Source organism: Nostoc sp. CCY0012 (assembly GCF_963920855.1).
Taxonomy (GTDB): domain Bacteria; phylum Cyanobacteriota; class Cyanobacteriia; order Cyanobacteriales; family Nostocaceae; genus Cyanocohniella.
The window spans coordinates 1-26,653 of record NZ_CAWUDM010000084.1; the positions used below are offsets into that span (position 1 = coordinate 1).

The window sequence follows — 26,653 nt, forward strand, 5'->3', positions numbered from 1 at the left end:
TATTCACAATGCTTCTACAGCCATTGAACCCTCGTAATTTGGCTACAGTATTGTTTTTTGTATTTAGTTGTTTATTATGAGTTTATGCAAATCGGTCAAGCCCACCTTCAAAAAAGTTTTTAAGAGAATCTCCGAAATCCGCACCCTCTTTTGCTTGAGTAAGTTCATCAAAGATATCTCCACCTGGAGGCCGCTGAGTTACAACTTCCCTTTGCATTGTGTAAAAGTGAGTGTATACGCCTTCTGTTTCTAATTCTGCCGTCACTATGCGAAAACCTTGAAAACCCAAATAGTTCATAAATTCGTGCATAGTCTCTACTTTAGGCTTGAGTCTCTTCCCATTCACATAAAGATTCATGATTTCATTAGTCATACCTCGCCCAAGCAGTTGAACACGAATTTGAAGAAATTGGTACGCCTTTCTGGTAGATGCTATGGTAGTAGTCATATTTAAATTACTCCTTGAAATGTAGTTTAACAGTTACAAATACTCCTGATAAATATAGTTCCCTAACCAGCACATAAACTAACACGATATTATGTAGATTTAAAGGTCTAGCTTACGTACTAAACCCAGTGCTGATCCAAGCAGAACGACGGGAAGCAGAAGGATTGGTTGAGTTAGCAGAATTTTTATCTTTGCTGCAATTGCGATCGCAGCGTGTAATCAAGCATGAATGAAAAGCGATCGCTTAAAAAACCACCACAGGCGATCGCATTTGCCAGTAAATATCTAAACCAACTAATTATTGACGATTTTTCCAATATCCTGGCTCTCGACTACAGTGCATGACTGCCAAAATCAGAATATAGTCTTGTTCAATTGTATAAAGGATTCCATACGGAAACTTCCGTGTCAAACATCGCCGAACGTCTTCATCAACTAAGTTCCAACGATTAGGTGACTCTCTGATCTGATAAACTGCATTCTCAACAGCATTAATAAATGCTTGTGCTATCTCAGCACGTTGTTGTGCATAATATTGAACAGCTTCTGTATATTCATTCAGGGCTTCAGGATGAAACACATACTTCATTGCTCAATTATTCGCCTGACTTGAGCTAAAGCCTCATCCCCTGATATGGGTTGTATTGAATTACTTCTAATCTCATCTCGCCGCCTCTTGGCTTCACTAGTCCAAGCCCCTTGAATGGCGGGATCTATATCCAATTCCAAACTTTCAATGATTTTTTCTGCCAAAAGCACCCTCGATGCACTAGGCAAGGATAAAATTTCTTCTGTTAGCTGCTCGATTGACCGCATAGCTTGTGGCAAGAAGCTGAGGTTTGCTTAAAGTCTAACATGACGGCAAATGAAACTTAGCAGACTTTTTATGTTTACGGCAATTGCGATCGCACGGTGTAATCAAGCATGAATGAAAAGCGATCGCACCCAATAATCAGCGTAAGTATAGCTCTATCTATAGCTGTGAGAACTATAAATATATCAGATATGATATAAATAACGGCATGGATGAAAACGATAAACCTTTAGTTTGGTTGCATGGTGAGGTTAAAACTCCGCCATTCAGTCTAGAAGCACGCGTAGAGGTAGGTGTATTGCTCAGATGTTTGCAGCAAGGTGAAAATTTGGGTATGCCTCATTCAAGACCGATGCCAAGTATCGGATTACACTGTCATGAACTCCGAGTTAGGGACGCAGATAAAAACTGGCGAATTATTTATCGAATAGATGACGATGCAATTTTGATTCTAGAAGTCTTTCACAAAACAACCAAAGCTACACCACTTAGTGTAATTAAAAACTGCAAAAAAAGACTGAAAAATTATGAATTAGATATAGAGGAATAATGTTATGGATCAAGCTAAAAGAGAACGTTTAGAAGCAAAGGGTTGGAAAGTTGGCACAGTTTCAGAATTTCTAGAACTCACACCACAAGAAACCACCTTAATTGAAATTAAATTAGCCCTCAGCCGCAATCTCAAAGAAAGACGACAAAAGTTAATGACACAAGTAGAATTGGCAGAAAAAATTCAGTCTAGTCAACCCCGTATTGCCAAAGCTGAAAATGGTGATGCTTCGGTTTCTATTGAACTCTTAATACGTGCAATGTTAGCAACAGGCGCAACACCTCAAGAAATAGGACAAGTAATCGCCCAAACAAGGTGAGAAATCCTTCTTCATAGTCTAAAAAATCAGCCCAGTACCAGAGGCGATCGCTTTGCGGAAAATACTTTGCAATTTGTCGAAAAAATTACAGAATTTTGCAAGCCACAACCCCTGTCATCACGTAGGAGAGTGTGATATTTACAAGGATTGATGTGTAAAGCCCCGTACTTCATTCGGGGGATACATGTAAATTTAAATATTTCATTTTTCCCGCGCTATTTTGTCAATTTATTAGCTAACTATTTCTTTCCCAGTCGTAGCGTAACACACTAAAACTAATAGAAATAATGCGTTAGTCTAGCTTTGATGCACTTCATCAAAACAGAAATTTACACGGTAAGCTTGTGTCTGATATAGCGCTACATAAATATCTTCCCCGTCTTCCTGAAGCAGCACTACAAGAGTTTATAGAATGGTGCGTTTTAGAGCAGGCAAAAGCAGCAGAATGTAACTTTACTCCAGACCAAAATAAGTTAAATAACTTGCCACCAGCGGAATATATTCCTAAACTTGTTGACCAGTTTATGAAAGTTAAACCAGACCCAATTAAAGCAGGTTTAGTAGCTGCGATCGCCGGGAAAGAAGCTGATCAACATGGCTTATCTGGTTTGGCAGTTGTCGCCGATTTTATAGCGCTTTATGTCAAGTATTTAATCCCTAAAGATGGCAATACTCCAGAACAAGCGGAAATGATCATAGCTCTCGCATCACAACAGCAATGTGAAAAATTCACGGAAATTGCTAGTAAATATGGTGTAACTTTCTAGTTTTTTGTTCATAAATTATCTTTTAGAGGCTTTGTCTGTCTCATTAGCCAAAGCCTCTATATTCGTTTTCGGTGTTGATAAACTAATACTAGAGTCATGAGGCTTGTAGTTATCACATCTAACACCTCGTTGATAATGTTACGGTAAAATTTCTTGATTCACCTCAAATAAATTTGGATTACGTGGATCAACCGTGACTCGTAACCAATGAACATTGGGAGAACCAAATGTTTCAACACGAGTGAAATTGGTGATAACTGTTCCCGATGAGTTATTTAAAGGTTTATCAATGCGGAAATAATGACTATCTCCATGAACTAACATGACTGGTTTACTATACTCTTCTAATTCAACTTTCAAAGTATCAATAAAATCCTTGAACCCATTGTTGGTTGAATTAGCAGGTACATTAAAGTTATTTGGATTGGCATGGATAACAATCACCATACCGAGGTTTTGGTTGGCTTTAGCAAGGGTAAATGCTTCCTTTAACCAGGCAAGGTTAGCTGCATTCCGTTCAGCATACTCCAAATCATTTTGTGCATTTCGCCCCAGATTATTGTTACTACCAACAACATGGATGCCAGCAAACAGAACATTACCTTCAGTCCAGTAAACGTTTTCACGGAACTTACTGTACTCAGCAGTTTCACTCTGGCGGGTTAGCTCAATTGTTCTTCGTCCGAGACTTCTATCTCCTTGGGTAAACATTAAGCGTAATTTGTCCAATCGCTCAATGGGATCATATGCACCAGCTGCCGGGCGATGACAATCTGTCCACTCATTATCACCAAATACATAAATCAAAGGATGCCTAAATTGTTGGAAGGATTGGAACGTCTGGGAAAAAAGCTCATCTGAACACAGGCTGGAACCACTCTTAAAGTCTCCATCATGAATTACAAAACGCACCGAAGATTTATTAATATCCTGAATTAGTTTTTGGTACTCTATCTCTTGTCGAGCATCATAAGGCACGTCGCCAAAGAGAGCAAAATCAAAACGTTTGGGACTTGAACCTAGAACATTTACTCTTACTTGTGCGTTTGTGGGGGAGACGACAGTTGCAGAAACACCAAATAAACATAAGGGAATCAAGACTGTCAGCAGTTGTTTGAATTTCATATTTTTTGAGTTGTTTTGATGACAAACTGCTAAGAAGTTTAATAGTGCAAGATTAAGAATAACTTAAGCTAGTAGCTCAAAAACGTTAAAATCAGCTAATAATCACCATCATTTTAGACAAAAATCACAAAAAGTGATGAATAGTCTCCAAATTGCTGAAATTGAAAGAATTTATTTAATTTTCAGTTGCCATATCATCCCATGCTAACTATCATCGGTTGCGGAAATCTTAATCGCAGTGACGACGCAGTAGGCGTGATTATTGCCCAACGCCTACAACAACATCTAGCTAAAAATCCTCATCCTGATGTCCGAGTGTATGACTGTGGTACAGCCGGGATGGAGGTAATGTTTCAAGCTAGAGGTAGCAAACAATTAGTAATTATTGATGCAAGTTCCACAGGTTCTGAACCTGGTGCTGTATTTAAAGTCCCAGGAGAAGAACTCGAAGCTTTACCAGAACCTAGTTATAACTTGCATGATTTTCGCTGGGATAATGCTTTAGCAGCCGGACGGAAAATCTTTCAAAATGACTTTCCTCAAGACGTAACAGTGTACTTAATTGAAGCTGCAAATTTGGATTTAGGACTAGAATTAACTCCCATAGTCAAACAGTCTGCCGATTTGGTTTTTGCAGAACTAAGCAAACTCATCAGCCAACATTTAGCAGTTTAATATTATCTCCTCATCCCGCCCAATCACGATAAACAGAAAGTTCATCTACCCTCATTTCAAAAGGTATACCTTGACTATCAGGAGGACAAACCCGGATTTTAGCACTGCTGATAATTGAGTACAGCAATGTCCCCATTGGCACAATTTGTTGCAAAACTCGCCAGTTGGTAACTTGATCAGGACATTCAATCACCAATGTCATGGCATTAGCACGGGTTGTGACATACCAGCGACAATTAGAGAGAAGATTTTGAATCGTGCGATCGCAGCCTTCGTAAAAGTATTTACTAATAGAATATTCTAGCTGTTGTCGCAAGATAATATCCGCCGATGTCGGCTGCATCGGATGGGAATCTTCATTATCAAAGTAAAACTGATTATTAGCCATCTCTGTGTCTGATCCTATTTATTTTCCAATTGCCATTCCATAGAGAACATCTTTAGTAGTTTCTAAAAATTCTTGAGTTTCATCATCGTAGTAAGCACCAATTCCACTACAATCAATGTTCAGATAATTGCTAACTAAATAAATTTTTTGCCCTAAAAAGCCAGCTAATTGCATGGCGGTTTGATAATTTATATAGTCAGATACAAAAAAGAAAGTTACAGCACAATCTCTTGCTATAGCCTGATTCACGCATAAGTAACCTGTCTTTTCTGAGAAATTCCCATACTTAAGCAGATGCGTACCTTTATATAATCCAGGTGACATCGCCTCTACCCGATGCACAACAGAGAAAATTTCAATGTTCTCAAAGTTTTCTGTCGGTATTGGCTGCTCAAGTTGTTGCAAGATATATAAATAATCTTCTTGAGAAATCCACTGTTTCCGGAAACGTCTAATTGAACGTCGGTTCCACACAGTTTGATGAAATTTATCCTTGTCAAAGTTAAACTGTGGCTGTGCTAGCGGCTGTATTTTATTCCTTTGCACAGCTGTTACTTGATAGCCATCTTCAATGAATTGATTAGCTTCAAAATAATCTGTACCACAGACAAAAGGAACCTTCAGCCTTAAGCGTCTAACTTCCCTTCCTTGCACTTCACCTGAGATTACAGCAGCAGTGATAAACTCTTTATTCTCAAACCCTAAAACTTGATTGAGGGCAAGTTTATCAAAATCAAAAACTAATTGTATATCTTTGCTATGAAGATAAGCGGATGCAGCAACAGCACCTAAATGGTGTCCGCTATCTAAAAAGCAATATCTCAGGCTTCTGTCTTGATATTTCCAACTAGACCTATAATAAACACAACTAATTAAAAAAATGCATCCCTTAATACTTTTGCCCGGTATAATATAACTCTCTAAGCCATCATCAATTAATTCATAAATCAGCGTTAGACAATTATTCTCAACTTCTAGATGATATATACCATCTACTATTCCCGACATTCCTCGAATCTGTACATAAACCTCTGTGGGATATAGCGCACCTGCTGAGGGATTTACCCGTAATTTATCAGGCATCCCTTTATATACTTTCTCAAAAGTAACAGCGCTAGTTAGCCAAATAAACGAATGCACAGGATTATTGAGATTTAATTGCACCCGCCGATAAAACTTGGGATAAACTTTAAATGCAACTGGTTGAGTTGATGCATCTACATAATTTGGATCAATTTGTACAGACAAGTAGGAATGCTTAGTTTCATGATGATAAGCCTTCCCTGATTTATCTCTTTCTAGCATCTTTGAGTAACCTTAAAACTTCTACATTACTCGCAAAATCTATTGCTTTATAATCGTCTAAATTTTGCAATTCCAAATTAGGTTTATGTTGCAAAAGTAACTTTGCTACTCCTGTCTTTCCTGCTGAGGCTGCATACATTAAAACCGTCGCACCGTTATCATTTTGGTTGTTAATGTTAATTTTGGCAGCCAGGAGTAAATTAATTAATTCGTAATGGTTGCCAAAACAAGCAAACCATAAAGCATTATTGCCGTCGTTATTCCTAATGTTGATATTTACACCAATATCAATTAAATCTTTAACAACAGCATATACACCTTCTCTTGTCGCTTTCATCAAAGCTGTATCACCATTTTCTCCTGGCTGATTTAAATCTACTGGATTGTAGCCTTTAGCAACTAGCCATTGACAAGTTATTTCACTCAATCTTTGCTTTTTGACTTGATTCATAACTATTCCTTGAACATCGTAAATTTACTTAGCAAAGGGAATGGCAGGTATTCCCCACCATTCCTCAACAAAAAGTCATGAAAATACTATGCTGAAAGTTACGAATAACTCACAATTAAGTAGAACGACTTGAAAAAACCAAACTATGTAAAATAATGTAAATTTACCTAAAATCAGTTTGTAGTCAGGACTTTAGTCCTGATTTGAGAACTAAAGTTCTCACTACAAACCTTTAATTATTTACCCTGTTCTACTTAATTTAGTCGTTCCATTAGCTAATAGCTACAGTTTCTCTCTGCTCAGAGAATATCTCTCTGGCTGATTTTTCAGGTGTTGGTGCGCCATAAAAACCTGCTTCGGCTTCGAGTTCATCTACTAAATCCCAAGCTTCAACGGCTCTTTTAGAATCCACACCATAGTTAGCAGAAATTGAACGAGCGTTGGAGATTGCTTTTAAGAGTTCTTTTCGCAAGAATGTTAACTTTGGTTTTTGTACAAAGTCACTCTTGGTGAGAATATCAGTTACAGAAATAATGCCAAGCAGTTCACCTTGAATCACCGGCGCCCGCCATACACCCGTATCAGCAAATAATCGCGCTACATATTCCACATCAAGGTCAGGATTGACCACAATACAAGGTTTACTCATAATCTCATAGACACGCACCTGTTGGGGGTCTTTTCCATAAGCAACGACTTTACTAACAATATCCATTTCGGTAACAATACCGTAAGCATCACCACTGTTACGAGGTTCTACAATTAACGCCCGCAATTCTTTGAGCCTTAATAGCTTGACTGCTTCTGCTACAGTGGCGGCACCACGAATAGTAGCTACATCTTGAGTCATAATTTGTTTAGCTCTCATAACTCTTGCTCCTTAAATTTTTGCAAGTAGGGCAATTAGTTCTAAACTGCTGCAATTATTCCCAAACTGCATTTGCTTAGTCTGCGCGGAACGCATAATGCGCCTGACTCAAATTCAAGTTGAATTGTGAGGAATTAGATTCGCCGCTGGAAAAAGCGCTTAAGGAAATTAGACACCCTTGGAAAACAGCACGGCAATTATTCTTGAATCAATCTGGTTAATTCTGGCAGAAGATTTACACAATTTCCCTTGATTTTTACTTGAAGCTATTTTAATTTCTGCCCATGAGAAACTGAACCAGAATTAAGGGAGGAATGTCTGAGATTACCCTGTAATCGCTTTTGCTGAAGTTTAGGTTCACTAGCAACAATTTAGCTTACTTATATATTATCACTTTGATAAGTTTAAATTATGAATCATTTATAAAGATACCCAGAGACATAGTTAAAAAAAACTAAAATCCCTCTAAAAAAGCAGTGATATTGACAATTTTATTTTTAAAATATGCTCATGAAAACTATATTTTCCGATTATTGCCAGGATCAAGTAAGTAAGTCGGCGAGAAAAAATTAAACTATGTTAAGCAATGTAAAATAATTAAAATTCATTTTGTAGTAAGGGCTTTAGCCCTTATTTGAGGACTAAAGTCCTCACTACAAACCTTTAATTATTTACGCCGTCGTACTTAAGCTTGGCAAATTTGTCAATAGTTTGATAGTGATAATTAATAGAGGTATTATCTCACCCATAAATTGCTTAAGCAGCATATAACCTTTTGCAACGATCGCCTAAATACGTAAGGAGTAAATAACTAATGGTTTTTCGGCAATTTCTCAAGTCACAGCAACTGCATAATATGATGACTGCATCTATGTTTCACATCCGTCAAGGTTTTGCAGCCAACCATAATTGCTTGACTGGGGTAGCCGTAGCCTTAGTTATTTCTGTTCCTTCTTTAGCTTCAGCAGCGCCTTTGCGAGTGGGGGTAGCTGGTTCTGCTCCATTTGTGGTTAGCAAAGATACGGAAACTTCCGGTATTAGTGTGGAAGTGTGGTCAGAAGTAGCACGCTCTCAAAATTTAGAGTATGAAATTATACCTCAATCTAGCGTAGCCAATGCCCTAGAAGTTGTGGAGCAGGGAGAATTAGATTTATTGATTGGCCCTATCACAATTACCGCACAACGCTTACAAACAGTTGACTTTACTCAACCTTATTTTTCTACAGATATTGCCGTTTTAACAGTAGCTGACGATCCTAGTCTTTGGAGTCGGGTACAACCTTTTTTTGAGACAGCGGTTATCATGTCCGTTGGGATATTAGTTATCCTGATATTTGTGGTGGGAAACTTAGTTTGGTTAGCGGAACGTAATCAAAACAGCGAACAATTCCCGAAAAACTATGCTCAGGGAGTGGGTAACGGGATGTGGTTTGCCCTGGTAACATTGACTACCGTAGGCTATGGAGATCGCGCCCCTGTTACCCGTCTCGGTCGTTTTATTGCTGGGACTTGGATGGTTTTGGCTTTAGTGACAGTTTCTTCACTCACAGCCGGGCTGGCTTCGGCTATAACTATTGCCTTATCTGGTGGTTCTACTGAACAATTTACCAGTCCCTTAAACCTAGAAGATGCCAGGTTAGCAACTGTCAGTGGCTCATCTAGTGCTGAGGTTGTGCAAAACTATACCCGTCGGGTGCAAGGAGTAGCAAATTTAACAGATGCCGTAGAACTATTGTCTACTGAACAAGTAGATGCAGTGGTGTTTGATCGTCCGGCAATGGAATATTACCTGGCTCAAAATCCCGAACTAAACTTCAAATTAGCCAACTTTTCTTTAGGAACTGAACTTTATGGTTTTGTCTTACCTATTGATAGTTCTTTAAAAAAAGACCTCAATATTGAATTGCTGCGGATGTCTGAAAATGGTTCTTTACAAGCAATTACTAGTCGCTGGCTTAGTTCTACAAACTCGGAGATTTGAGCCTCTCGGTGTTGGTAAAGCTAGTCCTCTAAGTCGGTGACAGCACCAACACTGCTAGAGGAAACTAACTTAGCATATTTTGCTAAGATGCCTTTTGGATAACGGGGTGGACGGGGTTGCCATTGGGCGCGGCGATTGGCTAATTCTCCATCGTCAATGTTTATTTGTAACAAGCGAGAATGAGCATCGATGGTAATGCGATCGCCTTCTTCCACCAGAGCGATCGCACCACCAACAGCAGCTTCAGGGGCAACGTGTCCCACTACCATCCCGTAAGTACCACCGGAAAAACGTCCATCAGTAATTAACCCAACAGTATCACCTAAACCTGCACCAATAATGGCTGAGGTAGGTGCTAGCATTTCCCGCATCCCAGGGCCACCCTTAGGGCCTTCATAACGGATAACGAGAACATCATCGGCTTGAATCTTACCTGTAAGGATGGCATCTAAGCATTCTTCCTCGGAATCAAAAACCCGTGCGGGGCCAGTAATGCTAGGATTTTTGACCCCGGTAATTTTAGCCACTGCTCCCTCTGTAGCGAGATTTCCCTTGAGAATAGCTAAGTGACCTTGGGCATACATCGGTTGATCCCAAGTCCGAATCACATCTTGATTGCTTGGTGGTTCATCGGGGATATCTGCTAAAATTTCGGCGATGGTTTGACCTGTGATGGTGATACATTCACCGTGAAGTAATCCATGCACCAATAGCATTTTCATCACTTGGGGAATACCACCAGCTTTGTGTAAATCTGTGGTGACATATCTACCACTGGGTTTTAAATCACATAAAACAGGGACACGATCGCGGATAGTTTCAAAGTCATCTAAATTAAGTTCTACACCAGCTGCATGAGCGATCGCCAGAAAATGTAACACGGCGTTAGTGGAACCACCCACAGCCATAATTACAGAAATCGCATTTTCTATAGATTTGCGGTTGATAATTTGTCGGGGTAATAGTTGATGACGAATTGCTTCTACCAATACCTTGGCGGATTCTTCAGTGCTATGGGCTTTTTCGTCATCTTCCGCCGCCATTGTCGATGAATAAGGTAAACTCATGCCCATCGCTTCAAAGGCCGAGGACATAGTATTGGCTGTGTACATTCCACCGCAAGAACCAGCACCAGGACAAGCTTGACGTTCGACTGCTAATAGTTCGTCTTGGTCAATTTTGCCAGCGCTATATTGGCCTACAGCTTCAAAAGAACTGATAACTGTTAAATCTTTACCGTTGTAGTGTCCGGGTTTAATTGTGCCACCGTAAACAAAGATAGCCGGAATATTCATCCGGGCCATAGCAATCATGGCCCCTGGCATATTTTTATCACAGCCACCGATGGCAATTACACCATCCATACTTTGACCATTACAGACGGTTTCAATGGAGTCAGCAATTACTTCTCGTGACACTAGGGAATATTTCATCCCTTCGGTTCCCATAGAAATCCCATCACTAATCGTAATGGTGCCGAACATTTGCGGCATCGCCCCGGCTTGTTTAATTCCCGCTTCAGCTATGAGTGCTAGTTGATTAATCCCCATGTTACAGGGAGTGATGGTGCTGTAAGCATTAGCCACACCCACAATTGCTTTATTAAAGTCTTGATCCTGAAAACCCACTGCCCGCAGCATAGCTCGGTTAGGCGATCGCTGTACTCCTTGTGTGACAACTTTACTTCTGAAATTTTCTGACATTGTTTTTTCACTCATTCACTGTACGAGTATCATATGTAGACTTTTTTAAGATGTCCAATATATATTTATTTAAAATTGAGACTTATAAAGTATCAAAAATATGGAACTACGACACCTGCGCTACTTTATTGCTGTAGCTGAGGAACTACATTTCACTAAAGCCGCAGAACGATTGCACATAGCACAACCGCCTCTCAGCCAACAAATTCAGCAGCTAGAAGCAGAACTAGGAGTAAAACTTTTTCATCGCCAAACTAAGCGCCAAGTACAGCTAACAGCAGCTGGTAAGGTTTTTTTACAAGAGGCTTATCAACTACTGATGCAACTAGAAACAGCAGTGGCGCTGACTCAAAAAATTGGCAGAGGTGAAACAGGTCAATTGAGAATAGGATTTACTAGTTTGGTAATTTATGACTTATTACCTTTGATTTTGCGAGAATTTCGCCAGCAGTTTCTGGAAGTAGAACTAGTCTTAAGAGAGTTAACTACAAGTCAACAGGAGCAAGCACTGAGAGATTCCCGGATTCATGTGGGTTTTGCTCATCCACCTTTGGAAGATGACACACTATCTTATCAGTGTATTCACAGACAAACCTTAGTTGTGGCTTTGCCGTCAACTCATCCATTAGCTCAACAAGAACATATCTGTGTGCGATCGCTCTTAAGTGAACCTTTAATCATGTTTCCCCGTTATTTAGCACCAGGACTTTATGATCGCATCATGAGTCTTTTTCAGCAGGGAAATTTCCCACCTAACATTACTCAAGAAGCGATTCAAATGCAAACAATTATTGGATTAGTATCGGCTGGAATAGGCGTGGCGATTACACCATCTTCTCTACAAAATCTGCAAAGGTCTGGTGTAGTTTATCTTCCCATCCTAGAAGAAGTACCTGTAATAGAAACTGCTGTAATCTGGCAGCAAGGCAATTTAACGCCTATTGTTGAAAATTTTGTACAATTTACTCAAAAGTTCATTTAATCTTGTGTACAGGCTATCCTACTGGCAGGTATCACTTCCAGGAAATTCAATATGACTACAAGCATAGCCATTGCAGAAAAAATCACCACTCTTCGCCAAGTCGAGGAAAAACTAGGGTTAACACTAAGTAGTGATAGCCGATTTTTTACCGAATGGATGGTTGAGTTACCAGCCTTAAGTGAAGCAGAGCAAACAAGATTAGAACAAGTTCGACAAAACTATTTATATCAAATCTCCTATGGAAGTCTTTTAGAAAAAACTGTCCAAATGGTTGTGTTATCACCATTACTGGAACTTGCAGGTTTTTATCAAGCACCTTATAGATTTAAAACCGAGGTATCAGTTGAAATTGCAGCACAAGGAGATAATGAAGAAATTTTACGAGGAAGAATTGATGTTTTAATTTTGCAAGCTAGATTATGGATTGTTCTAATTGAGTCAAAAAAGACAATCTTTGATTTAGAATTAGCAATTCCCCAAACATTAGCTTACATGGCGGTTCATCCCAACCCAGAACAACCTCTGTACGGCATGATCACCAATGGTAGTAGCTTTTTACTTGTTAAAACTTTGGGGAAACAGTATGGTATTTCTGATATATTTGCCACGCGATCGCAACATCTAAACAATTTATCTGGAGTTTTAAAAATCTTGAAGCATTTAGGTACACTTATGACGTAATCATCAGTTTCTGAAAGCCTTTATTGAATTATTTATCCAAAAAAGATAAGGGATTGCTCATATTTTCAGCAAAACCAAGAATACCGCGATCGTGATGTTCATAAATTAATTTACCTTGAGAATCAAATAGAAAAGTTCCTCCCCGTTGTGTCAAATAAGATGAATCTGGTACATAAGTATTCCAGTTGCTCAAAACTTCGGTCATGTTTCGCAGGCGCAGAGTTGCTAGTTCAAAAGGACGCTGAAAGCCTGTTCCTCCAGCAGCTTGGAAAAATGAACCTTTCATTGGTGGTAAAGGTGTACCTCTGATAACTTCCTCGTCAGCAATTAACTGAGGAGCTTTTTTATCACCTTTATAACCCCGAAAAACTTCCTTCAAAGTTCCAGGACTACCAATTCCAGCACACATGAGCATTAAATTTAGCCAAGCTTTTTGTGATGTTGATAGTATAGGGAATTGTACATTTAAACCACGATAAAGTTCTAAGGAAGCATGAATTTCAGCTATTGCATCCACAAACAACCATTCTTGAGGAAATCCTGTATATTCACAAAACTTGATCCCAGAATTGCGGTTTCCAATTCCAATAGCACGAATTGTAATTCCTCTAGCTTCAATGTTTTCTTTTTCTCTTCGCAACCACCAAGCGTATTCTAAATTATCAAAATCTCCCAACTGTGACCAAATAAGTACGAGTAACTTTGAAGTATTCGAGCAACCATCTAAAACGGGTTTAATTTCTCCATCGCTAACTCGTAAGCATTGAGTTTGATGCAAAATCGCGTAAATATCTGGAGAATTGGAGCGTGTTTGAGTATTCATTTAGGTAAGAGCAACAGTCTTCAATTATGATTTTAGGGCTTTATTGCTTCTTGAACCTCTCACTTAATTCAATGATTCCATGAACTCAATACATTTGTTAATCTGCTGACGCATAGTGTCAACATCAGCATGAAACCTCCGTCCATGACCAGGTAGTACCCACTCAAACGAGTAATTAGCTAACTGATACATTGATTTTATTTGTTCTGCCCAAGAATACCAACAGACATCGTGAAATGCTACCAACTGATGTCGATTTTCTGACCAAGCAAGATGGTCGCCCGTGAATAAAAATTTATTTTTGTACAGTAAAACTGTATGTCCTTTAGTATGACCAGGAACGGGGATAATTAGTAAATTGGGAGTTAGAGCAAATGGTTCTTTGCCAGTTAATTGGATTTCTACATTCCGAGTATCCGCAGTAATTTCGTCAGTGTGGAGAATGCGCTGACACTGGAAATGTTCAGCAAATTTTTGATGATCTGCTACATCATCTCTGTGAGTTAAGTACATATAAGAAATTCCACCCATTTCTTCAATACGCTTGACTAAAGGTGATAAAAATTGGGGAGAATCCACTAAAATGTTACCTTCGGCAAGTTGAATTAAATAACTAGCAGCACCGTAAGATTTTTCTGAATGATAACCACAGTGATAGATATTTTCATCGACTAAAATTGGAAAACTTTGTTGAGCAACTTTGATATCAGATGGCTTCTCAACTGTGCCGATAGAATTAGTCGGACAAGCTAAAAGGGCTTGGAGTGCGGCTAATCTTTCTACTTCGTTTTGTGGCTGGTGATATACTGCCGACTGTTGATTAATACGAGAAAATACTTGAGATGCCATCCAACGACACGTATCACAATCAATACAAGTAGTATCTACATAAAAATCGCCGTTGACATTTTCCCGGCGACGAATATCTAAATGAGCCATATTACCTCTGTTTGTCAGCTACTTGATGAACAGGCAATAATTTTTCATCTCTCTACACTATTGTAATCAGCTTTGATTTTTCATAGCTGGTGGGGAGTGGGGAATAAGGAGTGCGGAAAAACCTGTTTATTCGGCGTCCCCTTGAGGTATTTGTTGGCAGATCACATTAACAACGAGGCGATCGCTTCATCGCACCATTCAATCCACATAGTTTCGTAGCGAATACCAGCTCGCAGGGTGAGATAGAGGTGTCGTTGAGGACGAGACAGATGATCAAGATCGCCAAATTCTGGTTCAACGGAGTGATAATAATCCAGTTTTTGCTGATGGAGTTGCTTGCGGCGTTCAATTTCACGGATGAGGATATCTTCAGGAACGATAAACCCACTGCGTACTTTCACTAGTAATTCTTCACGGATTGCGGTTGGTTCAGAAGGTTCAGCAATCCAAGAAATCAGTTCTTGCTTGCCTGTATCAGTGAGGGAATAGATTTTTTTGTCGGGACGAGCCGATTGTGGCAATACTTCCACTTCTACCCAGTGTTTATCTTGCATTCGTGCCAATTCTCGATAAATCTGCTGGGAGGTGGCTTGCCAGTAGCAACTGACTTTTTCATTAAATTCTTTGCTCAGTTCGTACCCCGTCCGCGGTGACTGGAGCAAAATGCTGGCGATCGCATGGGCTAGGCTCATAATTTTTTCTTGACATAGACAACTAGTTGCATATACTCTTTATTTTATACAACTAGTTTTATAACAATTAGTTGAGTATGACAACGCTTCTTGCCAACCTAGCACAAAAATGAGTGGCCAACGTATGGAAGCCCAAGTTCAAGAAATGGAAGATGGGGCCGCCTTGCCTCCAAAGCATCTCAAAAAAATAAGAGTGAGAAATTTGCTGATTGCGAGTGGGATGGTGGCGGCCATCACCTTGGGGGTGTATCAACGGTTGTCCACGGGACAGGAAGTGGTAGTTTCTCCCCCATTGGCAGTGCAAGTCATCAAACTGGAGCCAGTACAGTCATACCAGGTGACGCGCTTTTATACGGGCGAAGTAGTGGCCACTCGCCGCAGTGATTTGGGTTTTGAGCGGGGAGGTAAAGTCATTGAAATCATCTTCAATCGTGGGCAAACCGTCGAAAAAGGCGCAGTAATTGCCCGATTAGATACGCAAAATCTTAAAGCACAATTGGCGCAATTAACAGCCGGGCGATCGCGTGCTATCGCAGAATTACGAGAATTGCAGAATGGGCCACGCCCAGAAACCATTGCCGCTGCCCGTTCTCAAGTGGCAGATTTAGAAAATCGGTTGCGCCTGGAAAATATTCGCCGCGATCGCCGTCGTTCCCTGTATGAAGTAGGAGCAATTTCCCGTGAACAGTTGGATGAAGTGGCATTTAATCGGGATGCCCTCGCTGATCGCCTCGCTGCTACTCAGAGTGATTTAGAAGCATTGCAGAACGGTACACGCCAAGAACAAATCGCTGCCCAAACCGCTACGGTGGCGCAAATCGCAGCCAGTATCCACGATGTGGAAATCAATATCGAGAAAAGCACTATGCGCGCTCCCTTTCGTGGTGTAGTCGGAGAACGGAATTTGGATGAAGGCAGTGTAGTACAACCAGGACAGGCCATCGTGCGCTTAGTGGAAAATCTCACCCCTGAAGTAGAAATTGGTGTGCCGCCCCAAGTCGTGCCAACCCTCAAGGTGGGAAGCCGTCAACAAGTACAGGTGAGCGATCGTGTTTATGCTGCCACAGTGCTGGCCCATAAACCAGAGATCAACCCCCAAACCCGCACTCGGACAGTGGTTTTGCAATTGGTTAGTACAGGTCAAATTATGCCCGCATCAGGCGAAATCGCGCGTCTACAAGTAGAACAAATGGTATCTACCCAGGGATTTTGGTTACCAACATCCGCCTTAATTAAGGGAGAACGAGGACTGTGGTCTTGCTTTGCCATTGCACCAGAGGGAGAAACTCACCGCATTGAACAGCGGGATGTGGAAGTATTGTATACCGAAGGCGATCGCGTCTTGGTACGCGGCACAATTGTCGCCGGGGAAGAAGTTGTCAACAGTGGTACTCACCGCTTGGTTTCTGGGCAAATCGTGAATAAGGAGTAGATATGGCACGGCTATTCTTTCGCAACTTGCGCTTGCTATTGTTGGTGATTTTTTTGATTGTGGCTTGGGGAACCGTCACCTATGAATCACTACCGCGACTGGAAGATCCAGAACTCACTTCTCGTTTTGCCTTAGTTACTACTTTTTTGCCAGGAGGAACCGCCGAGCGCACCGAATCCCTGGTGACTGATCCCATTGAAGCCAAGATTGCCGAAATTCCGGAAGTGAAAACCTATGAATCTACTTCACGCGCCGGGGTTTCCACCATTGCTGTAGATTTACTCGATAGTGTGAGTAGGAGCCGTGTACCCTTAGTTTGGTCACGGGTACGGGATAAATTACGCGAAGTGCAAGGGGAATTACCCAGTGAAGCCAGCGAACCCAAATTAGATGAAGGAGAAGTGCGTGCCTATGCCCTCCTTACCGCCTTGACTTGGGAACAGTCTGATGCACCAAACTACGCCATTTTGCGGCGACGGGCAGAGATGTTAAAAAATGCCTTGCGATCGCTCTCTGGCACTGATGAAGTGGAAATTTTTGGCGCCCCCCAAGAAGAAATCACGGTGAATGTGAATACACAAACCCTTGCTAGTTTGGGAATTACCACCTCAGAATTAGCAGGGCAAATTCAACAAAGTGATGCTAAAACCTCCGCCGGACAGTTTCGTGGTGACAATACCCTGCTCTATGAAGTGCAAGGAGAATTAGATACCCTGAACCGGTTGCAGCAAATACCCGTGGGCTGTTCTAACTGTGAATCTAACGGGGAATTTCGTCTTTTGGCAGACATCGCCACTATTGAAAAAGGAATTGCCACACCGCCCACAGAATTGGCATTCACTTCAGGTAAAGCCGCCATCGCCGTTGGTGTTTATGTGCAGTCTCAATACCGTCTGGATCGTTGGGCAGTGGCAGCACAGAAGGTAATTGATAGCTTTCGGGCTGATTTACCAAAGGGAATACAGTTAGAGATTGTCTTTGATCAGAGTCGTTATGTGACGGCGCGATTAAATAATCTGATGGGGAATTTATTGTCTGGTGCTTTGCTGCTCTTTATCATTTGCATTATTATGATGGGCTGGCAACAGGCATTGGCCGTACAGATGGCGCTGCCGCTTTCGGTGGCCATCGCCCTCATTGTCATGGGGTTGTTGGGCATTCCCTTACATCAGATGTCGGTGACGGGGCTAATTGTGGCCCTGGGCATTCTGGTGGATAATGCGATTATTCTCGTGGATGAGATGAATATTCGCCTGAAAGCGGGAATGTCTTTAGAAACTGCCATCACAGAAACCGTGCAGTATCTCCGCGCTCCTTTGCTGGGCGGGACATTAACCACTGTATTCTCGTTTGCGCCTATTGCCCTACTCCCCGGTGCAACTGGTGAATTTGTCGGGACGATTGGTTTAAATGTGATTGTGGCAGTGTTGGCTTCGCTGTTGGTGGCATTGACGATTTCCCCAGCGATTACCGCTAAAATTTATCAGTGGAATCATCGCCGCTCGTTCACCTCTAAAGGTGTAATTGGCAAAGAAGGATGGTGGCAAGTAGGATTTTCTCATCCTGGACTAAGCGCTTGGTATCGCCGTTCTTTGCAGTGGTCTTTAAGGTATCCCAAACGAGCGATCGCCTTGACGCTGATTTTGCCTGTACTGGGGTTTAGTCTGATGACAACCTTAAGTTTACAATTCTTTCCCAGTGCTGATCGTGAACAATTCACAGTGGAGTTAGAATTACCTCCTGCCAGTTCTCTAGGGCAAATTCAAGACCTCACACAAGAGGTAGAAGCCACCTTACGCCGCCATCCTCAAGTTCAACAAGTGTATTGGTTTTTGGGCAAAAGTGCGCCTAAAGTCTATTACAACCAACTCACTAATCGTGAGAACGAGAGTAGTTTTGCCGGGGCCATTGTGCAGATGAATGGCATTGCTGGCGATGGCTTCATTCACCAACTGCAAACGGAATTTAACACCGCCTTCCCTAATGCCCGTGCTTTGGTGCGTCTGTTTGAGCAGGGGCCACCTTTTGAAGCACCGATTGAGTTACGAATTTACGGCTCTGATGTTGATCGCCTGCAACAATTGAGTGTACAAGTCCGGGCAATTTTGGCAGAAGTTCCTACCATTACTCATGTTCGTAGTCGCCTCAACGATGTGCTGCCCCAACTCGCCCTCGATATTGACGAACCAGAAGCGCGATCGCTGGGTTTGAGCCGTCGAGAAATTTCCCAGCAATTGCAAATTATCACCGAAGGGGTAACTGGTGGCACGATTTTAGAAGATACCGAAGAAGTGCCTGTACGAGTGCGCCTCAGTAATAGCGAACGCGCTGACTTGAGTCAATTACAATCGCTGAATCTTCTATCAAGCAATCGCAACGGCTACATCCCGTTAGAAACCATCGGCAAACTCAATGTGATCCCCAAAAATGCCGCCATCACTCGCCAAAACGGTCGCAGAGTCAGCACCGTCCAGGGGTATCTCACCGCCGGAACGTTACCTGCCAACGCTCTCGCTGATTTTCGCCAACGGTTACAAAACTCTTTCTCCCTACCCCCAGGCTACAGCCTGGAATTTGGTGGTGAAGAAGAAGAACGTAGCAGTGCCACTGGCGGACTACTCGGCTATGGTATCGTCCTAGGGATTGCCCTGGTAGTAACTCTTGTACTTTCGATGAACTCCTTCGCCCTTGCAGGTTTGATTGGTATCGTGGCCATTCTTGCCATCGGTGGGGGCGGATTATCGGTGTGGCTGTTCGGCTATCCCTTTGGCTTCAACCCCATCATCGGTACAGTAGGACTGATTGGGGTCGCTGTGAATGATGCCATTACCGTTCTCACTGCCCTAAAAAGTGATGCTCTAGCCCAGACAGGCGATCGCCCAGCGATGGTGGAAACCGTCATCCACACTACCCGCCATGTCCTCACAACCACATTCACCACAATGGCAGGCTTTATTCCCCTCATTCTTGCCGGTGGTGGATTTTGGCCCCCTTTGGCAGTAGTGATTGCAGGCGGTGTAGGTGGTGCAACCATTCTTGCCCTTTACTTTATTCCCTGTGCCTATTTATTGTTGCGATCGCCTCAAAACTCCCGACGTTATCTAAATACGGAATGATCAATAAACTGTAGGTTGGGTTAAGCACAGCGCAACCCAACGCTGCCAATGATATTGGGTTTCCTACGTCAAACGCCACTTCACTCAATTGGGGAAACCCGCCCACGTGAGTGGGTTCCCAACCTACATTTAATACACTATTTTAGCTGTGTCAGTCCACTACGGGAATTATTTTAGTTTCTGTTCCTTCGCTGACTACAATACCGGATTCTCCAACAAACTCTTAGGAAGTTAGTGAAGATTCCTGATAAGTGGGAAAATCGATATATCCAGATGGTACAAAGGAATACCAGTCTTTCATTTCGGCTGGTGGATTCAGTGGCCAGTTATTGGTAAAACGTTCCACCAAGTCAGGATTGCTAATAAACGGACGACCAAAGGCTATCAAATCGGCGATTTCACTTTTAATGGCCACTTCTGCTTGTTCTTGGCTATAGCCACAGTTGCCCATGAGTGTCCCTGTAAACACATCTCGGAACTCTGCTAATGTCATGGGTGTCCCTAATTCGTGAAAGCCAAAGGCTAGCCCATCAAGTAGATGAAGATAAGCTAACCCATAAGTATTTAGTTGTTCCGCTATATAGAGAAAAGTTTCTCGGTAATCAGGAGAACCCATATCATTGAAAGCACCATTAGGAGATAAGCGGACTCCAATCCGATTTGATGGCCATACGGTCAAAATCGCCTCAACAATTTCTTTGAGGAAACGATAGCGATTTTGCACATTTCCTCCCCACTTGTCAGTTCGCTGATTCGTTTTGGATTGTAGAAATTCATCAATTAAATAACCATTTGCGGCGTGAATTTCAACGCCATCAAACCCTGCTGCTTTTGCTCTTTGAGCTGCTTGACGATAATCCTCCACGATTAACGTTATTTCATCCGTTTCCAGCGCCCGTGGGGTTTCATAGGATTGTTTGCCATTAGGGGTGTGAATGGAATCCCCATTTATCTTAATTGCAGATGGTGCTACTGGTAGTTGACCATTTTCTTGAAAACTACTGTGTGAAGCCCGCCCACAGTGCCATAATTGTAAAAAAATCGGCGTTCCTTGAGCGTGAACAGCAGATACAATCTCTTTCCAAGCTTCGCGTTGTTCTGGTGAATAAATACCTGGCGTATTTTCCCAACCATTAGCCTGATGAGAAATGACAGTTGCTTCTGTGATAATTAATCCTGCCGCGGCACGCTGAACGTAATACTCTGCCATCAGGGCATTGGGCATACGTGTCACACCTGCTCTTGAGCGTGTCATGGGAGCCATAATTACCCGATTTTTTAGTGTTAAATCTCCCAGTTGAAATGGATTGAGTAAGCCTGGAGATACCCCTTGAGTCGTCATAGTTCATAATTCTAAGTTTGCACTATTACTTTTACATAACTTAAGCCTTTGCGGGAGCAACGCAATTTTATGAGCTTAATCAAGGTGGGGGGATAGGGAAGCAAATACAAGAAATGCCAAAAAAAATGCGCTTATTTCTTATCCAGCAAAGATTTGAGGCATTTAGCTACAAATTAAAATTATTTTCCTGATTCCCCAACTATCCCCACTCCTCCCCAGAGATGTTTCATTCGCTGCTGTTTGAGATTTGTCAAGAGGATAATCTCACGCCAAGGCGCAAAGAAAAATCATTTAGGATTCCTACATAAGCAAAAATGAAGGATAAAGAATATCCTTCATGCTTCTAAATTTCAAATATTGCTAGTGTAGCGATCAAAGCAAAACTTTACACAAGATATGGTTCTTGATGAGTCTTAATTGTGCAATTAGAACGAGGATAAGTAACACAAAGTAGGGCAAATCCTTTAGACATTTGCTCGTCATCTAAAAAGATTTGATCAGATTGATCAACTTCACCTTCAACTACTTTACCGACACAACTAGAGCAAGAACCGGAATGACAAGAGAAAGGTAACTCAATACCATTTTCTTCTGCTCCTTCCAAAATTGTGGTTTCTTCATCCACTTCAATGGTGGTATCGATGTTTTCTTTTTTGCTGATTAATCTAACTTGATAGGTAGCCATTTTCCGATTCTCCTCAAGGATTATAAGACTGAGATTGTGTTCTCGAAGTTTACAAATCTCCCTCATTCAACTTCGATAAGTAGCGCGGAGTTCGTCTGCAAGTAGTTCTTAGCTACAAGGTATGCCGGTAGGGGTACAATCACCTGCTGTGAAGGATTTACCACAACCGCAGGTATCGCTGGCGTTGGGGTTAGTGAACTTAAAGCCACTGTCCATCACCCCTTCAACAAAATCGATTACCACCCCTTCTAGTAAAGGCGCACTTTTGGCATCTACATAAACCAGCACTTTACCTTGCTGGATTACCAAATCATCTGCTTGGGGATTGCTGGTGATATCAATTCCATACTCATAGCCACTGCAACCACCATCTTTCACAGAGACACGGATGCCCTTTTTAGCGTCATCATTCTCGGGGCTTGAACCTCGTAAAAAGGCTCGCAGACGAAATTCTGCTTTTTCTGTCAAAGTAACGCTCATCAAGTCTCCTGATTTGTAGCGATTATGTGTTCTGATTACAAGTGAAGGAATTTGTGTGAGTTATTTAATGACTTGTGACTACAGATTGGGACTGTCCATATCTCCAGGGGGCAGTATTACCGCATACTGGACAAGAGCGATCGCGTTGCGAACGGCGCTTGGCAAATTCCATGCGATTCAGGTCAATGGTCAACAATTGTGATAATAAAGGTTGACTAAAACCAGTAATCAACTTGATTGCTTCCAAAGCCGTCAGACAAGCCAATGTTCCAGATACAGCACCCAGCACGGAAAAAGCACGTCGATCCCATTCCGGCTTCTCTGGAAATAGACAAGATAAACAAGGAGTCACACCAGGAATAATCGTGGTTAAATAAGCCTCCATCCCGTCCATTGCTGCTTCCACCATTGGTTTACGCCAACGCACACAAGCTGCATTTAACAAGTTGCGTTCCGTAAAATTATGGGCGCAGTCTAAAGCCATATCAGCCGATTGTACTAACGAGTCCACATTGTCCGAGGTGATGTAATCATGGACTACTTCCACTTGGATATCAGGATTGATAGCTTCCAGAGTTTCTTTAGCTTTGAATACCCTGGGTTTACCTACCCAATCATCAGTCATCAAAATCTGACGATTCATATCATCCAAGCGCAAATCACCACCCCGGACTAAGATTAGCCGCCCAACGCCCGCTACTGCTAAGTAAAGCGCCGCCGTACCGCCTAATCCCCCCACACCCGTAACCAGAACCGTCGCTGACTTCAGGCGTTTTTGAGCTAGTTCGCCAAAATTTGGGAGCATCATTTGGCGACTATAGCGTTCTAATTCGGTAGGCGTTAGGTTGATCACTTTTTACCTCCTAATCAGAAGTGATTTCTGTCAGAGTGACTACATTCTTCGGCTTATCGTTAAACACTTTGAACAGCTTTTGTTCATGGGGTGTTGATTCTAGAAATAAGTCATAAGCTTTTTGCAAAGCCAAAGAATATTGCTCAAGTCTTTCTTCTGGATTTAAATCAGGAGCAGCGTCATCAATTTGACTGATAAATTGAGCAAATTTTTTCAAAATATGCAGACGATTTACATTCACAAATTGTTGGTCGTAGGGCAGATTAAAAAACTGCAAAAATTCTTCTGCATCTACGAGTTTCTTGAAGTCATCAATAGTGCCAGTCATTTAGTATTCTCCAATTTTTTCAGATGTTGCTTAAGTTCATCTAGCTGACGATAAATTTCATAAGTTGCAGCGGCAACATCCATAAGTGTTTTGTAATCTGTCGGCAGACCCTCTGCTAAATCATGCAGATCCATCTTCATTTGACCTGCCTTACTATTGAGCTTTTTGATTTTGGTTTTCAGTTCCTCAATATTTGTTTCTTCCGCCTGCACCATCCATTACTCCTAATTTAAAAAACTTGCGATTTTTGAGTACCAAGCGACTGAAGTCGTGGCTACACAAACTAAGTCCCTCCGGGTTCAGGAGTTTGCAATCGACGGGAACCGCCCGCCGAAGGATGCCCGAAGGGCTGTAGACTGCAACTCCTTCACCGCCTACGCGGACAAGTAAAAGCAACCCGCTTAAGACGTTTGGTGAAGCTCTTTCGAGCCGAGGGTTTAGACTGTATAGCCGCGATTCTAATCGCCAGATTTAAAGCTTTCCAACCTCAGGAAACCTTTTAGCTAAATCAATTCCCTTTTGCACAAAGTTTTCACCTTCTTCTGCCAATTTTTCTAGCGAATCAAAACCAAAACGATGAGCATCACGTAAGGTTTTCATCGCTAGTAACAGACGACCAGAAAAGACTAATGCCCAGCCAAAACCTTCATGACTCAAATCAATCACAACCTGAGATATCAAACCAGTTTCCTGTTCAATACCTGCGGCTACAGCTCGGAAAAATGCCATAATCCGTGCTTGAGTGATGAGGTCAACTTCACCCTCAAGAGAGATTTCTCGTTTCTTTTGTTTAGTAACCACAAAAGGTTTGAGAATTAATTCATTCGACCAATTACGGTAAACTCCGTACGTATCTTGACCCCGAATTTGTTGGATCAATATCTTGAGAAAAGGAGAGTCCAATACTTCTGTATTGGGAGTTCCGTTAACACTATTATTTACACTCATACCACTAGTTAAATTTCAACTTAATCAGCAAAGTTTGGGGTTGTTTGTCTTAAAGCCTTCCGCAACCAAGGTGGAGGATTACCTTTAAGAGTTTTCACTAACTTATTGAGGACTTCACTAATTTCCTCTTCTTCTGACTTAGCTTTGACTGGGGTTACACCTTTCTTGATCAATCGCGCTGCTGCACTACCACCAATTGCCGTCACATAAACAATGGTGCAATCATTTAGCGCCTCAAGTTTAGGAGTGATTTTATCCTCATTTCCATCTTCTTTAAGGTCACCTTCAAACTTCAAAGTCTCTAGAAATTGATATCCCTCATCGGAGATTTCATAAACATCAATTTCCCTTGCCCATCCGAAGTGAGCATTAATATGAATCCGGTCACTTGTCGTAAAGGCAATTTTCATTGTGTTCTCCTGAATGTTGGGGGAGTGGGGAGTGGGGAGTGGAGAGTGGGGGGATCAGGAGGATAAGGAAGAAGAGGTTGATACTAGTGCAAACTCTTTCCCCCCTGCACCCTGCACCCTGCTCCCTGCCCCCCTGCCTCTTTTTCCCTACTCCCATAAATCTTTAACTCTCTCTTCTTCGGCTTCTAAGAATAAGTTGCCGATGCCAAACAAAACTTCCATCGTGCCGCGATAGCCTACTTTAGTGAAATGTCCATTACCCAAACGGTCATAAATGGGTATGCCCATGCGATAAAGAGGTATGTCTAGACGTTTGGCGATCGCATTGACATTAGAGTTACCAATTAGTAGGTCAGATCCGTCTGCAAGTTGTTCTAAGTCTTCTAAGTCACCGATAGTAACGCTTTTTACTGGGAGTTTTTCCAACAAAGGCGATCGCGTGGTTGTTACCGCAGCGTGAATTTGTGCGCCCATCGAATGCAGAAAGTTAACCATCGACCACAAAAAGTCCGGTTCCAACGCCAAAGAGACTCGCTTTGCACCAAAGTAAAAATGAGTATCTAACATGGCATCTTGCAACTGGCGGCGTTGACGACGGTATTTTTCCGGCACACTATTGCTGCTGAGAATCGCCAATGCTTGCAAAAACTCATCCACTGGTTCCAAACCAGTTAGTTCACTAAACACCTCGTAGGGGATATTAAACCGTTCCTCCAGGATTTTGGCGGCCCCCCGCATACTTTCACCCAAAGCAATGGTGAAGGCTGAACTACCGACCTCTCGTAGCTGTTTTAAAGTAGTGCCACCAGCTGTAATTGCGCTATAGCCATCCTCTAGATGACCATCCAAAGAGGCCCCCAAATCAGGAACAAAGATAGGTACTAAGCCAAAAGCCGTCACCATATCTTTAATTTCTTGGATATCGCCTGGTGTAAAAGCAGAACCAGCCAAAATAGTTACTTGCTCAGTTTTGACACCACCAGCCTTAGGGATTTCCTTGACAATACTTTCCACAGCCGCCGCAAAACCATCTTGCAGCGCCCCCTTAAAATCGGGAGTAGGAGCAAAAACAATCGGTAGGTGATTCAATTCCGGGTGGCGATCGCGGATATCCTTAAGAAAACGCTCAATATCATCTCCCCTAGTTTCCGTTAATCCCGTACTACAAAGACCAATAATTTCGGGATTAACCTTCTCAACTAAAGTGAGAATAGACTGTTCCACATTATCCTCACCACCCAAGATAGTAGTGACTTCAGTCATGGCTGTAGTGGCTAGGGGAATAGCTTCCCGAAAATGCCGTACAAGCACAACTTTGGCGAAGGCAGTACAACCTTGAGAACCGTGGAACAAAGGAATCATCCCCTTCAATCCCAGAAAAGCTAGGGATGCACCCAACGCCTGACTTTGCTTGAGAGGATTAACAGTAAGTGACTTAGTAGGAAGATTAACGATCGCCATATTAATACCTGTATAAGTAGGGAGTAGGGAGATGGGGAGATGAAAACAGAAGATTTTGATATTAGCCTCAATTCTTCCCCTTGTCCC

General features: G+C 42.0%; 30 protein-coding genes. 9 read left to right on the top strand and 21 right to left on the bottom strand.

Going from position 1 to position 26,653, the window contains the following annotated elements:
• Positions 1-82: 82 nt before the first annotated feature.
• From ACM0OS_RS20875 to ACM0OS_RS20885, 3 genes are all read right to left on the bottom strand, one after another.
• Positions 83-448, bottom strand: coding sequence for a hypothetical protein (locus ACM0OS_RS20875; protein WP_414545117.1), 366 nt, complete (start codon positions 446-448; stop codon positions 83-85).
• A gap of 298 nt (positions 449-746) precedes the next feature.
• Complete coding sequence (locus ACM0OS_RS20880) at positions 747-1,037, bottom strand: type II toxin-antitoxin system RelE/ParE family toxin (RefSeq protein WP_414545118.1); 291 nt, start codon at positions 1,035-1,037, stop codon at positions 747-749.
• A complete protein-coding gene (locus ACM0OS_RS20885; RefSeq protein WP_414545119.1) occupies positions 1,034-1,264 on the bottom strand; it encodes an addiction module protein in 231 nt (76 codons plus the stop codon). Before ACM0OS_RS20885 ends, ACM0OS_RS20880 begins: the two co-directional genes overlap by 4 nt.
• Positions 1,265-1,470: 206 nt before the next feature.
• Between ACM0OS_RS20885 and ACM0OS_RS20890 the strand changes: the two genes are divergently transcribed.
• From ACM0OS_RS20890 to ACM0OS_RS20900, 3 genes are all read left to right on the top strand, one after another.
• A complete protein-coding gene (locus tag ACM0OS_RS20890) occupies positions 1,471-1,812 on the top strand; it encodes a type II toxin-antitoxin system RelE/ParE family toxin (protein ID WP_414545120.1) in 342 nt (113 codons plus the stop codon).
• Positions 1,813-1,816: 4 nt separating this feature from the next.
• Positions 1,817-2,131: a helix-turn-helix domain-containing protein gene (locus ACM0OS_RS20895; RefSeq protein ID WP_414545121.1), complete on the top strand. Its 315-nt coding sequence runs from the start codon at positions 1,817-1,819 to the stop codon at positions 2,129-2,131.
• A gap of 344 nt (positions 2,132-2,475) precedes the next feature.
• Entirely contained in the window at positions 2,476-2,898 is a 423-nt protein-coding gene (locus ACM0OS_RS20900; RefSeq protein WP_414545122.1) for a hypothetical protein, read from the top strand.
• 138 nt (positions 2,899-3,036) lie between these two features.
• On the opposite strand, the gene ACM0OS_RS20905 is transcribed toward ACM0OS_RS20900, so the two are convergent.
• Positions 3,037-4,023, bottom strand: coding sequence for a hypothetical protein (locus ACM0OS_RS20905; protein WP_414545123.1), 987 nt, complete (start codon positions 4,021-4,023; stop codon positions 3,037-3,039).
• A 201-nt stretch (positions 4,024-4,224) separates the two neighbouring features.
• On the opposite strand from ACM0OS_RS20905, the gene ACM0OS_RS20910 reads away from it, so the two are divergent.
• Complete coding sequence (locus ACM0OS_RS20910) at positions 4,225-4,698, top strand: hydrogenase maturation protease (RefSeq protein WP_414545124.1); 474 nt, start codon at positions 4,225-4,227, stop codon at positions 4,696-4,698.
• Between the two features lie 10 nt (positions 4,699-4,708).
• Here the strand turns inward: ACM0OS_RS20910 and ACM0OS_RS20915 are convergent, their stop codons facing one another.
• From ACM0OS_RS20915 to ACM0OS_RS20930, 4 genes are all read right to left on the bottom strand, one after another.
• Complete coding sequence (locus ACM0OS_RS20915; protein WP_414545125.1) at positions 4,709-5,086, bottom strand: hypothetical protein; 378 nt, start codon at positions 5,084-5,086, stop codon at positions 4,709-4,711.
• An 18-nt stretch (positions 5,087-5,104) separates the two neighbouring features.
• On the bottom strand, positions 5,105-6,391 hold the full coding sequence (locus tag ACM0OS_RS20920) for a nitroreductase family protein (protein WP_414545126.1): 1,287 nt from the start codon (positions 6,389-6,391) through the stop codon (positions 5,105-5,107).
• Positions 6,375-6,842 carry an ankyrin repeat domain-containing protein gene (locus ACM0OS_RS20925; RefSeq protein ID WP_414545127.1) on the bottom strand — a complete coding sequence of 156 codons (468 nt, stop codon included), beginning with the start codon at positions 6,840-6,842 and terminating at the stop codon, positions 6,375-6,377. The genes ACM0OS_RS20920 and ACM0OS_RS20925 overlap by 17 nt, the downstream gene beginning before the upstream one ends.
• A 271-nt stretch (positions 6,843-7,113) precedes the next feature.
• The gene (locus tag ACM0OS_RS20930; RefSeq protein WP_414545128.1) at positions 7,114-7,710 is read right to left on the bottom strand and encodes a CBS domain-containing protein; all 597 of its coding nucleotides are present in this window, start codon (positions 7,708-7,710) and stop codon (positions 7,114-7,116) included.
• 814 nt (positions 7,711-8,524) lie between these two features.
• Here ACM0OS_RS20930 and ACM0OS_RS20935 point away from each other — a divergent pair.
• On the top strand, positions 8,525-9,691 hold the full coding sequence (locus ACM0OS_RS20935) for a transporter substrate-binding domain-containing protein (protein WP_414545129.1): 1,167 nt from the start codon (positions 8,525-8,527) through the stop codon (positions 9,689-9,691).
• Between the two features lie 20 nt (positions 9,692-9,711).
• Here ACM0OS_RS20935 and ilvD read toward each other — a convergent pair whose 3' ends face one another.
• The gene (gene ilvD / locus ACM0OS_RS20940; RefSeq protein WP_414545130.1) at positions 9,712-11,394 is read right to left on the bottom strand and encodes a dihydroxy-acid dehydratase; all 1,683 of its coding nucleotides are present in this window, start codon (positions 11,392-11,394) and stop codon (positions 9,712-9,714) included.
• A gap of 100 nt (positions 11,395-11,494) precedes the next feature.
• On the opposite strand from ilvD, the gene ACM0OS_RS20945 reads away from it, so the two are divergent.
• Positions 11,495-12,376: a LysR family transcriptional regulator gene (locus ACM0OS_RS20945; protein WP_414545131.1), complete on the top strand. Its 882-nt coding sequence runs from the start codon at positions 11,495-11,497 to the stop codon at positions 12,374-12,376.
• A 51-nt stretch (positions 12,377-12,427) separates the two neighbouring features.
• Positions 12,428-13,057, top strand: coding sequence for a type I restriction endonuclease (locus ACM0OS_RS20950; RefSeq protein ID WP_414545132.1), 630 nt, complete (start codon positions 12,428-12,430; stop codon positions 13,055-13,057).
• A gap of 28 nt (positions 13,058-13,085) precedes the next feature.
• On the opposite strand, the gene ACM0OS_RS20955 is transcribed toward ACM0OS_RS20950, so the two are convergent.
• From ACM0OS_RS20955 to ACM0OS_RS20965, 3 genes are all read right to left on the bottom strand, one after another.
• Positions 13,086-13,880: a peroxiredoxin-like family protein gene (locus ACM0OS_RS20955; RefSeq protein ID WP_414545133.1), complete on the bottom strand. Its 795-nt coding sequence runs from the start codon at positions 13,878-13,880 to the stop codon at positions 13,086-13,088.
• 63 nt (positions 13,881-13,943) lie between these two features.
• On the bottom strand, positions 13,944-14,819 hold the full coding sequence (locus tag ACM0OS_RS20960) for an MBL fold metallo-hydrolase (protein WP_414545134.1): 876 nt from the start codon (positions 14,817-14,819) through the stop codon (positions 13,944-13,946).
• Positions 14,820-14,980: 161 nt separating this feature from the next.
• Complete coding sequence (locus tag ACM0OS_RS20965) at positions 14,981-15,511, bottom strand: PadR family transcriptional regulator (protein ID WP_414545135.1); 531 nt, start codon at positions 15,509-15,511, stop codon at positions 14,981-14,983.
• A gap of 109 nt (positions 15,512-15,620) precedes the next feature.
• Between ACM0OS_RS20965 and ACM0OS_RS20970 the strand changes: the two genes are divergently transcribed.
• Both ACM0OS_RS20970 and ACM0OS_RS20975 read left to right on the top strand, forming a co-directional pair.
• Positions 15,621-16,943 carry an efflux RND transporter periplasmic adaptor subunit gene (locus ACM0OS_RS20970; RefSeq protein ID WP_414545136.1) on the top strand — a complete coding sequence of 441 codons (1,323 nt, stop codon included), beginning with the start codon at positions 15,621-15,623 and terminating at the stop codon, positions 16,941-16,943.
• 2 nt (positions 16,944-16,945) lie between these two features.
• On the top strand, positions 16,946-20,059 hold the full coding sequence (locus ACM0OS_RS20975) for an efflux RND transporter permease subunit (RefSeq protein ID WP_414545137.1): 3,114 nt from the start codon (positions 16,946-16,948) through the stop codon (positions 20,057-20,059).
• 223 nt (positions 20,060-20,282) lie between these two features.
• Here ACM0OS_RS20975 and ACM0OS_RS20980 read toward each other — a convergent pair whose 3' ends face one another.
• The 9 genes from ACM0OS_RS20980 to nifN all read right to left on the bottom strand — a co-directional run bounded on the left by ACM0OS_RS20980 (position 20,283) and on the right by nifN (position 26,566).
• Complete coding sequence (locus ACM0OS_RS20980) at positions 20,283-21,401, bottom strand: alkene reductase (protein ID WP_414545138.1); 1,119 nt, start codon at positions 21,399-21,401, stop codon at positions 20,283-20,285.
• Between the two features lie 385 nt (positions 21,402-21,786).
• Positions 21,787-22,086, bottom strand: coding sequence for a 2Fe-2S iron-sulfur cluster-binding protein (locus ACM0OS_RS20985; protein WP_414545139.1), 300 nt, complete (start codon positions 22,084-22,086; stop codon positions 21,787-21,789).
• A 108-nt stretch (positions 22,087-22,194) separates the two neighbouring features.
• Positions 22,195-22,566 carry a HesB/IscA family protein gene (locus ACM0OS_RS20990; protein ID WP_414545140.1) on the bottom strand — a complete coding sequence of 124 codons (372 nt, stop codon included), beginning with the start codon at positions 22,564-22,566 and terminating at the stop codon, positions 22,195-22,197.
• Between the two features lie 64 nt (positions 22,567-22,630).
• Positions 22,631-23,419 (bottom strand): HesA/MoeB/ThiF family protein, encoded by a 789-nt coding sequence (locus tag ACM0OS_RS20995; protein ID WP_414545141.1) that lies wholly within the window; start codon positions 23,417-23,419, stop codon positions 22,631-22,633.
• A gap of 10 nt (positions 23,420-23,429) precedes the next feature.
• Positions 23,430-23,747, bottom strand: a complete 318-nt coding sequence (gene nifW / locus ACM0OS_RS21000; RefSeq protein ID WP_414545142.1) for a nitrogenase-stabilizing/protective protein NifW — start codon at positions 23,745-23,747, stop codon at positions 23,430-23,432.
• Entirely contained in the window at positions 23,744-23,962 is a 219-nt protein-coding gene (locus tag ACM0OS_RS21005; RefSeq protein ID WP_414545143.1) for a CCE_0567 family metalloprotein, read from the bottom strand. The genes nifW and ACM0OS_RS21005 overlap by 4 nt, the downstream gene beginning before the upstream one ends.
• 256 nt (positions 23,963-24,218) lie before the next feature.
• Positions 24,219-24,695, bottom strand: a complete 477-nt coding sequence (locus ACM0OS_RS21010; RefSeq protein WP_414545144.1) for a NifX-associated nitrogen fixation protein — start codon at positions 24,693-24,695, stop codon at positions 24,219-24,221.
• Positions 24,696-24,715: 20 nt separating this feature from the next.
• The gene (nifX, locus tag ACM0OS_RS21015; RefSeq protein ID WP_414545145.1) at positions 24,716-25,105 is read right to left on the bottom strand and encodes a nitrogen fixation protein NifX; all 390 of its coding nucleotides are present in this window, start codon (positions 25,103-25,105) and stop codon (positions 24,716-24,718) included.
• 147 nt (positions 25,106-25,252) lie between these two features.
• Positions 25,253-26,566 carry a nitrogenase iron-molybdenum cofactor biosynthesis protein NifN gene (nifN, locus tag ACM0OS_RS21020; protein WP_414545146.1) on the bottom strand — a complete coding sequence of 438 codons (1,314 nt, stop codon included), beginning with the start codon at positions 26,564-26,566 and terminating at the stop codon, positions 25,253-25,255.
• Positions 26,567-26,653: the final 87 nt, after the last annotated feature.